Raw genomic sequence first — 10,487 nt, forward strand, 5'->3', positions numbered from 1 at the left:
TGCTAAGACAGCGCCTACACCGCCCCGAAACGCACCTCCACCGACAGGCTGCCCTGGTTATCGCTCAGGCCAGCCCCGTAACGTCCGTCCAGGTCGTCATTGATGCACAATTGCAACTCCCCCTGCTGGCCACGCGGCAATTGCGCCTGGTTGCCCACCAGGAACGGCACGCCGCTGGTGCCGATACGCCCGATCAACGCTCCCTCTGGTTGACCGGGTAAGGTATAGCCGGGCTTGGCGGTCAAGCCTGGGTGGCCTGCCGCGCCGACCATCCCGGTGCCCGGGTTGGCCGTCCACTGCCCACCGGTGCACACCGCCAGTTGCCAGCTGTGCCCGTTGACCTGCAGGCCTGTGCCCTGCCAGGGGTCTCTGGCCTGCACCTGCACGGTACGCTTGAGCAGGTCGCTGGCGACCACGTCGGCGGCCTGGAAGGTCAGCGCGGTGATGGTCAAGGTTGGGTTGGCGGTGCCGGTGGCGGGGAACACGCCGTCGCCGACCAGGAACAGGTTGGGGTGGTCCCAGCTGCGCTGGTCTTTGTCCACCACCGACTTGGTGCGGTCCGAGCCCATGCGGTAGGTGCCCATCAAGTGGCCAGCGCCGTAGAACGCGTAGTTCTGGCCGCCGTGCTCGAACACCGTTTGCGAGCCGGGCTTGAGCTCAGGGTTCAGGTCGGTCAGCTCGGTGGCACCCATCAGCTTGGTGATGATATGCGTGGCGGCCAGGCGCGCCTGCTTGAAGCCCTCCTTGGTGTAGTCGGACAGTTCGTAGGCGATCTGCGGCCTGTTCAGGCCCAAGCCGTCGGTGAGCCCCTCGGCCCTCTCTACCCGGCACAGCGCTTTGTCGGGGTCTTTCTCGACCTGCTCGATCAAGAAGCCCAGACGGAACTGGCGGGTCAGCACGCTGTTGAGCTGCTGCACCAGCGCCACGCCGGACAACGCCTTGTTATGGGGGTTGGCGCCGCCATGGTTGGTGCCGTCGATGAAATCGCAGACCGCGGCGTACGGATCATTCGCCGACCAATTCCAGCCCTCGTTGCCGATCTCGATACGCCAGGCGGCACGTTCGCTGCGGAACGGGCCATCGCGCATGTCTTCGATCCCCGAGGTGGACAATGGCCCACGGAACGGGAACAACGGCTTGCCTTCAGGCATTAGGCCCCAGGCCAGGTACACCGGGTGGTCGGCCAGTGACTTGCCGACCTGGCCGCTGCTGTTGGCGACGCCGTTGGGGCTGTGCGGGCCGATGGAGTTGAGCAGCAGCTTGGGCGTTTCGATCGCGTGGGCGGCGATCACGTAGCGCTTGCCCTGGGCCGTGCCGTTCTGGCGGGTGCCGTTGTTCTGGTATTGGATGAAATCGATACCCGTGACCCCATTGGCATCGACCTGCACTTGGCTCGCCACACACTGGTAGAGGATACGCACGTTGCCGGTATCCAGCGCCTTGGCCATGGTCACGGTGGCGTCGTACTTGGCCTGGATCGGGCAAATCGGCGTGCAGCTGGTGTTGCCGGCGCATACCCGTCGGCCATTGTCGTTCTGCGAGTTACGCCCGGCCGGGGTTTGCCGCACGTTGAGGGTGATGCCCTGGTACTGGGTGCCATCGACGGCCTTGCCCACGCCCTGGTCGACCAACGACGGCGGAATGCCGTGCATGCTGTATTGGTAGCCCTGCGGGAAGGTCACGCCCAGGTAGCTCTGCGACGCCACATCGGCGGACACGCCCATCTCTTCCTCGGCGCGGCAGTAGGCGGTTTGCAGGTCGTCGTAGCTGATCGGCCAGTCGACCCCGACCTTGTACACGCTCTGCATACGAAAGTCGTTGGGCAACAGGCGCAGGGCCGTGCCCATCCAGTGCCACATGGTCCCGCCGCCTACCCGCTCGTAGGTGCTGGCGAACAGTTGCTTGCCCTTTTGTACCAGGTAGCTCTTCTGCAGCTTGTTCGGATCGTCGCTGCCGGCGGTGATCAAGTCTTGGATAGTCGCTCGCGGGGCGAACTGTTTGGCCGGGGTCTGCTCGGTCTGCTCCGGTGGGTAGGGCGACTCGGGCGCCTTGAGCACGGCCGTGTAGAAACGCTCTAGGTACTCGCTGCGGTTAGGTGGAATCGCCGGGCCCGACTCGAGCACCAGCACTTTCAAGCCAGCCAGGCCCAACTGATAGGCCATGACGCTGCCGGCCATGCCGGCGCCCACGACGATTACATCGGCGGTTTCGATGTTCTGGGTGTGTAGAGTGCTCATGGTTGCTGCCCTTCCTTGGCGTCGACACCGGTGAATTGCTTGAGGGTCGGTGGCTGCTCGGCCCAGTAGCCGAAGTGGTATTGGCTGTAGCCCATAGGGTGGGACTGGGCGATCTTCCACGCCCAGCTTTCCTTGTAGGCCTGGTCGGAGACCACGCGGATGTCACCCTTGTGGGCGGTGCCCTGGTCATAAGGCTGGTACCAGCTACCAAGCAGCCACAGCTTCATGATCGAGCGCGCGCCCTGGGCGATCTGCGGGTCAGAGTTGCCGAGCACGGCGCTGGCGATTTGCTCAGGCGGTTGGTTCTTGATGCGGGCGAATAGCGTCAGCAGGTTGCTGAACGCAGCGGTGCCCATGCCTTGCTCGGCAGTGGCCAAGAACAGCGGCGGCAGGTTGACCGGGTCGAGCAAAGGCGCCAGCAGTTTGGCTGACAGGCCAGTGAGCACGGCGGACAGGTCGATGAAGTTTTGCAGGTTTGGGTCGCTCATGGCATCACTCCTTGGCACCGGTGGATTGGGCACGTTCAAGCAGGAAGGTGAAATCGGCGAAACTGGTGCGCGGGGACTGGGTCACCCGGGTGGTCGCGTTGTTGTGGCACTCCATGCAACTGGACGAGGCCTGTGGCGTGGTGCCCTGGTTGTAGGTTTCCAGCGTGGCGTTGGCCAGGAAGGTCGGGGCAGGCGTGCCCAGCGGGTTGGTTGGCGACGGCACCTTGCAGTCATCGGCGGGGGCGGTTGGCCATTGGGTGCTGATCAGTTGGTAGTTGGCCCACACCGTGCCCTTGAGCGCGCCTTGCCACTGCGCGTTGAGCTGGTGGGTCGCGGCAGTGAGCGGGATTTCCCGTACGATCTGCGAGGGCGTGGCCTTCTTCGACGGGTCCCACGGTTGCGCGGGTGGCTCGTTCACGGGGAGGTTGCTGGCCTGGGCGTTGTAGAACAGGTAGGGGCCCTTGCGCTCGTTCATGGGTGTGGTCTTTTCCGGCACGTTGCGCACGTGCTCGAAGCTCGACCATACCCACTGCGGCGCATCTTTGGTCTTGTGCACGATGTGCAGGCCGACCAGCCCGACCTGCTGCGCGCTGCACGACTCGGGGATCACCACGCCTGTGTTCGGGTCGGTGTTGCCGGGGGTGTAAACCAACGCGTCGACGGCGTGGAATTCCTGCGGGTTGTCGTTGCTGCCGAGTACCTTCCAGGCCGACTTGACCATGATCGCGCCGACCTGCTTATCCTCCTTCACGCCGCAGGAGAAGGCGATGCGGCTGTCGGCCTTGGTGAAGAAAGCCTGCTGGCCTTCCTTGCTGTAGAGGCCATTGTTGACGATGTCGTTGAACATAGGCTGGTTGACCATGATCGCGTTGCGCGTGTAGGTGCCGTTCTGGTCCACCAGCGGGCCGGTCTTGAACGGCTGGATGAATTCGTCGAGCACACCGGCGACCTTGCCCATCTGTTGCAGCACGGGCAGGTTCCCCTTGCCTTGGCAGGCGGCGGGTGGCGGCGTGTGCTGGTCCCAGGCGACCGGCTTCTGGCCTTGGGGCAGGAAAATCGCGTAGCTCTCTTTCCACGACTCCCAAACCGTCTGCCCCGGCGCGCCGATCTGCGCCGAGGTGTTGGCGCTGCCGTCGGCGTTGGCGGGCCAGTTCAGGGCGACGAAGGTCTGCCACGACAGCACGTCGAAATCGTGTTGCAGGCTGTCCAGGGTGATGGGAGGGTTGGCGGTGACGTCGAAGGGGATCGCAGGTGACAGTACCGGCGGGGTGGCCGTATCGGCCATGGCGAGCGCGCTGGTGAAGCTTGCACCCAGGCACACCAACCGTTTCAAGGTTATTTTCATTATCGTCTCCTCAGCAGATAAAGCGTCGGGACGACGAGGCGTACTGGCCCTTCATGGACCGATAGTTCAGCGTTATCCCTTACGCTAGGCTGAAGGCTAGCCGTTGCGTCATTACCCTCCGTAATATCCGACTAAAGGTAGGGATAAGCAGGATCGCGCATAAAGTGCGGGCCTTATTCTGAATATTTCCCCACCTGTTTTTTCCAAGGCAAGTACTCCACAAAAACGACGCGGTGCGCTACTCCATCTTCCCTTACACGGAACCCTGACATTTGTTGCAGATCGAGCTGCAAGCATTGAGTTGCAAGTACCTTTTGTAACGCCGGATCCGAGTGGAAGCGTTCAGGGCGCAGATAGTGTTTTTTCAACGTCACATCGCAATGTGTGACTTGGCCCTTTGCGTTGGCAGTGAATTCGAAGCGTGCTTTGCCGAACGCATTTATTGATTGCTTGGCCACCACGTTGTTCCAGAAAAAACGGCTTTCAACATCAGCCCTCTGGTGTCTCCGGTCGTAATCAGAAATGGGGGAGGTATTACCAGAAGCTATCAAAGGTGCGGTGACCTCAAACGTGCCATCAATTGGATTCTGAAGACCTTCCGGAACGCTCTCCCAGATACTGCTCCAGCACACGTCCGTTACGAGCTTCGTAAAGCCTGGTGGACTCCCTGCGTCCGTTGGCTGCGCCTCGCAGCGCAATACGTCCCCCTGTCGATCAAGCTTCATACGTAGCTTCACGCTGCCTCGCAGTCCCTCGCCATTCGCCCAGAACACACGTTCAGCCAAGGTAGTGCCTAAAACCCTGCCATAACGCCTCTCTTCTATGCGCTTGATTTCTTCTGAAGTGAGATAAGTTGGAACGGACTTACCACCGCTATCAACCCAAGCATTCACTCGCTGGTCGAGTGTCAACCGATGGCAACCCGAGAGGGACACTAAACCTGTCAATAACAGCAGCATGGAGATGAGCCGACAATCGGCACGTGATTTCATTTTAATGATAGACACTCTTGCGTTCCTTGAAATGACAAAAATCGATATTTTTCCTTGAGTGCTAATGAGCGTTTTCTTTCGACCGATTCCAGCCGCTCGCGAGAGGCAGCAGCCGGCCAAAGGAGTCACCTCTGATTTTCGGTTCGGAAAAGAGGGCGGATTATTTCTCAATGAGTCCACATCGTGTCTGTCAGCGACGTTGGTTGTTATCGAAACGGGGAGCAATAAAGGTATCATGTAGTGGCCCTGTGCTACCCTCGTTGAGGGCTGCGCCTCGCCTTTGATAAAGCTGCCTTACTCCCTCCTTCTGCCCGCGATCTTGGAACGGTGACACGCAATGGATGCAAGCATTCAGACGATTGAACTTTACGGCCACGCCCTTGAAACACCGCAAAGCAAGCTTGATACAAACCAGGTCAGGCAAGCATTCTCGACGATTGCCGCGACGTGGTCGCAGAAAATCAATGCCGGCTTTTACGATCTGTTTTCCAGCCTGGATAACCTCTACGAAGGCGGCGATGATCTAGCAGACGAGATCCGCCTCCAGGCAATAGGCCAAAGTATCAAGCTCACCGTGGCCCATGGGATCTACGATATCGACGAAGAGCGCTTCTACGATGCGTTCATGCAGCGCTACGACTCATGGGATGAAGACTTCGGCGTATTGGCCGAGCAATACGAAGCCATTGTCGAGCGTTCAGCCGAGGCGGATGCGCATCGCACCAATCGTCGCCGTGGTCGTCGCCAATGGGTAGGCTACGGTTCAGAGAAGGCGGTATACGATGCCGACGCAAAAAACCTGATGTCCAATATTGGTCATGGCGTATTCAACCTGATGGCCAAAGGGGTCAGCGCACTCGGCGACTCGTTCAAGAAAGACGAGATTTTCAAGAGCCCGGCAACGGTCAAGGCTTTCGCAGACGGTGCCAGCAATATCGTTAATGCGGCCTACCTTGCGACCCTCGACGCCATCAATGCCGATTCGCCCGGTAAGTTGCACAGCTATTCAAAGGACGAGATCAGAAAGTCCCAGGCGATTACCGAGAATATTGAAAAAGGCCTGATCCCCGACGAGGCCGTGTTGCCGTCGGCGGTCAAGGCGATCAGCGCTTATCCCTACAACGAGCGTATCTATCCGATCCTGCTACGAAAGTTTGGCGGCGATCAAGGGCGACTCGATGGCGTTGTGGAGTACTTCGGCATGGGCGGCCTGCTCAAGGAAAAGCAAGCTCTGATCCAGGAGCAATTGCGCCAGTGCGACCTCAGCACTGTGGAAAGTTTCAGCGCCAGTCGCCCGGACATCGAGCGCTATGCGCAATTTATCAATTATGAACGTTTCGATGAACACTGTGAGCGAGTGATCGAGAAAATCGTGGCGCGCGAGACGCAGGCAAGCGCGCTATCGGTTGTTACACCTGTACTACCAGGCTCAGCGAAACGCGGCGGCTGCGGGTTGACCGTGGCGGCTGCCGCCCAAGGTTTCAGGTCCAACGCCGATCACAAGTTCTATGTGGCGCCGGACTTGCCGACGAAGAAGGTCCTGACCTTCGAATCCAAGAACGCGTTGAACATTGCCAAGGACGAGGTGGTGTTCTTCTTCGACGAGACAGTGTTCGGCTCTGGCGACAAGGGCGTACTGGTTGATCTTGAGTACGTATACGTGCGCCTGCAATTCAAGGAGTCGCACCGCGTGGCACTTGCCGATATTGCCGACGTGACCATCAGCGGTCTAATGAATAAAAAGCTGACGATGGCCAAGCGTGACGGAACCAATGTGGATGTGGTGCTGACCCAAAGCAACAAAGGCGCGACCAGCCTAAGCGAAGCCATCCTCGGACTGGTGCGGTTGAGCAAGGCGGCGGTGAACTGATCTACCACGCCAATAATTTTTTGGGGCCTGATGCTTTTCGACCTATGAGGTAGCGGCTGTGAGCCGGGCCTTACAAAATAGTTAAGTGGTTCCACCAGGCACCTGTAGGCGTACGCTGGGTGTCTGCCCATTAGCAATACAAGGACGATGCACATGACTCTAGGCGAACTCGCTCAGATACTGGAAGACCACTTCAGCCCCAAGGCCCGTGACATCACGCGCTTTGCAGGCACCGGCTACTCGTTTGAAGAGTGGTTCAACTGGGAACAGTTCAGCGCGTTTACCGCTCTAGCGTTCGAGTGCAATCCAAAGCCTGGCTACAAGACACACTTTACTGGCCACGCATCTGCTCAATTGGGTGACATCGCGATTTCGGCGAAGGATGGTACAACCTGGTTGGTGGAAACGTCGTTGGTGCATGCCTATACGCAGAACAAATGGAAAGCAAAAATCACAGAAGATCGGGAAAAACTCCAAGGTGCCGTTGCACAAGGGGTTCGCAAGGTTCAGTTGATGTTGTTGTGCAGTGATGTAGAAACAGACCTTCAGACCAAGTGGGCCTATTGGTTTGAGGGTATGCCCTTTTGGGCAGCGCCAGACTCTAAAAAATACTTCAGCGATGGTGAGCAGGGAGAAGTGTGCTTGTTACTCTGGGAGGTGGAGTAACGACAGCAGATGCCGTGCTCTTGGCATGAAGGAACAGGTTGAACGCAATCGCCGCTCTCGTTATTCGGCCTTTCATTAAATTTCAAATGGAATCCGGTGTTAACGATCATCCTTCACACCTTAGAGACGGCCACCCCGGCGCTCAAGTCGGCGCAATGGCGCAAGGTGCGGCCGGGGAATCGGATTTTGCTTTCAGGCGCTGCGTGATCGTTTGGGATTTTCGCGAGCAAGCTCGCTCCTACAGGAGTGCCATATTCAGGTGTTATGGTTGGCGCTGACGATGGAGGATTGAACATGACATTGACTGTCGACACCTTGCTTGAATTGGCGATGGCCAATCCGATCAATGCGCAAATCACAGCGCGGCTGCCGGAGCTTGGCGTGCCGCAGTGCATGCTCACGGCGGGCTGTTTGTTCCAGGCGGTGTGGAACCATCAGGCGAATCTGCCGGCGGCTCAGGGCGTTAAGGATTACGACGTTTTTTACTTTGACGAGGACCTGTCCTACGAGGCGGAAGACGCGGTAATTCGTGCGGCGCAGGGGCTGTTCCAAGACCTGGGGGTGAATGTGGAGGTCAGGAATCAGGCGCGGGTGCACCTTTGGTATGGTCAGCGGTTTGGCCGGCCTTACCCGCAGTTGCATTCGGCTCGGCAGGGGGTTGACCGTTACCTGGTGGCGGGTACGTGCATTGCGCTGGATATCGCTTCCGGTGAGGTGTATGCGCCTTATGGATTGGAAGATGTGGAGCAGGGCGTGCTGCGCATCAATCCGCTGCACGCGGAGCCCGAGCTGTTTTTGCACAAGGCCCGGAGTTATCAGGCGCGTTGGCCATGGCTCAAGATTGTCGAGCCAGGCTGAGCCCCAATGCTGTAGGAGCGAGCTTGCTCGCGAAAATCGTTAACGATAACGCGTGCTTCCTGAATAAACGCGGCGCCTGTGAGTTTTTCGCGAGCAAGCTCGCTCCTACAAAAGTGCCGCGCCGAGTAGGCCGCAACTTATCACTACCAGCCATGGCGGCAGTTTCCACACCATCAACACGGCCAGTGCCAGCAACGCCAGGGCGAGGTCGTAGCCGTTGAAAATCGCACTGGTCCACACCGGCTGGTACAGCGCCGCCAACAACAGGCCAACCACCGCCGCGTTCACCCCGGCGAGCGCGGCTTGGGTGCGCGGGCTTTTGCGCAGGTTGGCCCAGAAGGGCAAGGCGCCGAAGATCAGCAGAAACGACGGGGCGAAGATCGCCAGCAGCGCGATCACCCCGCCAAGCCAACCGCTCGGGGCGTGGGTCATGGAGGCGCCGAGGAAGGCGGCGAAGGTGAACAGCGGGCCGGGCACGGCCTGGGTGGCGCCGTAGCCGGCGAGGAAAACATCGTTGCTGACCCATTGGCTGGGCACCACTTCGGCTTGCAGTAGCGGCAATACCACGTGGCCGCCGCCGAATACCAGCGCGCCGGTGCGGTAGAAGGCGTCTACCAGCGCCAGTGTGGGGTTAAGCGCCCATGCGGCGAGGAGCGGCAAGGCCACCAGCAACAGCAAAAACAGCATCAACCATAGGGCCCCGGCGCGGCGGCTGATGGCAATCGGCAGGGCGTCGGGCTCGGCACTGCTCTCGGGCTTGAACAGCAACAGGCCGGCCACGCCTGCGACCACCATGACCCCGACTTGAGCCCAAGCGGAGGGTTGCAGCAACACCACGCAGGCGGCGATCAACATCAACGCCACCCGTAAAACGCCTCGGCACAGGTTGCGTGCCATGCCCCACACAGCCTGGGCCACCACGGCTACGGCGACGACCTTGAGGCCGTGCAGCGCGCCATGGGGGAGGGCGCCGCCGTAGTGGGCCAGCCCCAGGGCAAACAGGATCAGGACGATGGCCGATGGCAAGGTGAACCCGGCCCAGGCTGCCGCCGCGCCCCGGTAACCCGCGCGGGACAGGCCCAACGCGATACCGACCTGGCTGCTGGCCGGGCCGGGGAGAAATTGGCACAGGGCGACCAGTTCGGCATAGCTGCGCTCGCTGAGCCAGCGGCGGCGGGTGACGAACTCTTGGCGAAAATAGCCGAGGTGCGCAATCGGCCCGCCGAAGGAAGTGAGGCCCAGGCGCAGGAAGATCAGGAACACTGACCAGGGGCTGCTGCGGTGATCGGCAAGCTGGGGCAAGGGGACGTCTCGGGCAGCGATGCTGGATGTTGCCGACCATAACCAATTTTCATGACGCGCAGAAGAGCGGGTATTTTGCTGCTCCCATTGAATTTATCCGAGGTTGCTTGAGTCACTCAAAGCAGTGCATTGTTTTTCCATCCACAGGACCTCAAGGACCGACCATGACCTTTTTCATCTTCCTGCTTGCCTGCGCCGCCGCCGCCAGCACTGGCGTGATCTTCAAACCCGGCGCCTGGTACGAATCCCTGGTCAAGCCCAGTTTCACCCCACCCAATTGGCTGTTCCCAGTGGCCTGGACGATCATCTACCTGCTGCTGGCCTGGGCCGGTTACCGCTTGACCCTGATCCCCGGCAGCGAAATGGTGTTGGCCCTGTGGGCGGCGCAAATTGCGTTGAACACCCTGTGGACGCCGGTGTTCTTCGGTGCCCATCGGTTGTTCGCCGGGATGGTGATTATCGTGCTCTTGTGGCTCACCGTGGCAGCGATGGTGCTGCTGGCCGTGCGCCTGGATTTGATTACCGGCCTGATCCTGTTTCCGTATCTGGTGTGGCTGTGCGTGGCCGCGGCGTTGAACTTCTCGATCCTGCGTAATAACCGCTGATGGCCTACCAGCATTGGCCTGCCAGCGAGCCCGAACTGGCCCAGATGCGGCGCTTCAATCGCAAACTGGCGTGGATGCCGCGCTTCAAGGTCCGCAACCGCGTGATGCCGCGTCTGATCCAGGC

General features: G+C 59.9%; 9 protein-coding genes and 1 pseudogene. 5 read left to right on the plus strand and 5 right to left on the minus strand.

Annotated features, from left to right (window positions below):
* Positions 1–14: 14 nt before the first annotated feature.
* From GIW04_RS22250 to GIW04_RS22265, 4 genes are all read right to left on the minus strand, one after another.
* Positions 15–2,237 carry a GMC oxidoreductase gene (locus GIW04_RS22250; RefSeq protein ID WP_120248936.1) on the minus strand — a complete coding sequence of 741 codons (2,223 nt, stop codon included), beginning with the start codon at positions 2,235–2,237 and terminating at the stop codon, positions 15–17.
* Entirely contained in the window at positions 2,234–2,725 is a 492-nt protein-coding gene (locus GIW04_RS22255; RefSeq protein WP_003192607.1) for a hypothetical protein, read from the minus strand. The genes GIW04_RS22250 and GIW04_RS22255 overlap by 4 nt, the downstream gene beginning before the upstream one ends.
* Positions 2,726–2,729: 4 nt before the next feature.
* Positions 2,730–4,070 carry a hypothetical protein gene (locus GIW04_RS22260; protein WP_034136019.1) on the minus strand — a complete coding sequence of 447 codons (1,341 nt, stop codon included), beginning with the start codon at positions 4,068–4,070 and terminating at the stop codon, positions 2,730–2,732.
* A gap of 173 nt (positions 4,071–4,243) precedes the next feature.
* Positions 4,244–5,077, minus strand: coding sequence for a hypothetical protein (locus GIW04_RS22265; protein WP_034136018.1), 834 nt, complete (start codon positions 5,075–5,077; stop codon positions 4,244–4,246).
* A gap of 322 nt (positions 5,078–5,399) precedes the next feature.
* On the opposite strand from GIW04_RS22265, the gene GIW04_RS22270 reads away from it, so the two are divergent.
* From GIW04_RS22270 to GIW04_RS22280, 3 genes are all read left to right on the plus strand, one after another.
* Entirely contained in the window at positions 5,400–6,932 is a 1,533-nt protein-coding gene (locus GIW04_RS22270; RefSeq protein WP_120248935.1) for a hypothetical protein, read from the plus strand.
* Between the two features lie 153 nt (positions 6,933–7,085).
* Positions 7,086–7,598 carry a hypothetical protein gene (locus GIW04_RS22275; RefSeq protein ID WP_120248934.1) on the plus strand — a complete coding sequence of 171 codons (513 nt, stop codon included), beginning with the start codon at positions 7,086–7,088 and terminating at the stop codon, positions 7,596–7,598.
* 294 nt (positions 7,599–7,892) lie between these two features.
* On the plus strand, positions 7,893–8,456 hold the full coding sequence (locus tag GIW04_RS22280; RefSeq protein ID WP_120248933.1) for a nucleotidyltransferase family protein: 564 nt from the start codon (positions 7,893–7,895) through the stop codon (positions 8,454–8,456).
* Between the two features lie 105 nt (positions 8,457–8,561).
* Here the strand turns inward: GIW04_RS22280 and chrA are convergent, their stop codons facing one another.
* Positions 8,562–9,758, minus strand: coding sequence for a chromate efflux transporter (gene chrA, locus GIW04_RS22285; protein ID WP_120248932.1), 1,197 nt, complete (start codon positions 9,756–9,758; stop codon positions 8,562–8,564).
* Between the two features lie 164 nt (positions 9,759–9,922).
* Between chrA and tspO the strand changes: the two genes are divergently transcribed.
* Entirely contained in the window at positions 9,923–10,363 is a 441-nt protein-coding gene (tspO, locus tag GIW04_RS22290; RefSeq protein ID WP_014719179.1) for a tryptophan-rich sensory protein TspO, read from the plus strand.
* A pseudogene (locus tag GIW04_RS22295) lies at positions 10,363–10,487 on the plus strand (alpha/beta hydrolase); the annotation flags it as partial. The gene tspO and the pseudogene GIW04_RS22295, both read left to right, overlap by 1 nt.

This window comes from Pseudomonas sp. PA-4-8C (genome assembly GCF_021606625.1).
In the GTDB taxonomy this organism is placed as follows: Bacteria; Pseudomonadota; Gammaproteobacteria; order Pseudomonadales; family Pseudomonadaceae; genus Aquipseudomonas; species Aquipseudomonas lactis.

Excerpts from the sequence above, each read along its gene's own strand:
- GIW04_RS22250 (WP_120248936.1), bottom strand. The coding sequence starts at position 2,237 with ATGAGCACTCTACACACCCAGAACATCGAAACCGCCGATGTAATCGTC.
- GIW04_RS22255 (WP_003192607.1), bottom strand. The coding sequence starts at position 2,725 with ATGAGCGACCCAAACCTGCAAAACTTCATCGACCTGTCCGCCGTGCTC.
- GIW04_RS22260 (WP_034136019.1), bottom strand. The coding sequence starts at position 4,070 with ATGAAAATAACCTTGAAACGGTTGGTGTGCCTGGGTGCAAGCTTCACC.
- GIW04_RS22270 (WP_120248935.1), top strand. The coding sequence starts at position 5,400 with ATGGATGCAAGCATTCAGACGATTGAACTTTACGGCCACGCCCTTGAA.
- GIW04_RS22275 (WP_120248934.1), top strand. The coding sequence starts at position 7,086 with ATGACTCTAGGCGAACTCGCTCAGATACTGGAAGACCACTTCAGCCCC.
- GIW04_RS22280 (WP_120248933.1), top strand. The coding sequence starts at position 7,893 with ATGACATTGACTGTCGACACCTTGCTTGAATTGGCGATGGCCAATCCG.
- tspO (WP_014719179.1), top strand. The coding sequence starts at position 9,923 with ATGACCTTTTTCATCTTCCTGCTTGCCTGCGCCGCCGCCGCCAGCACT.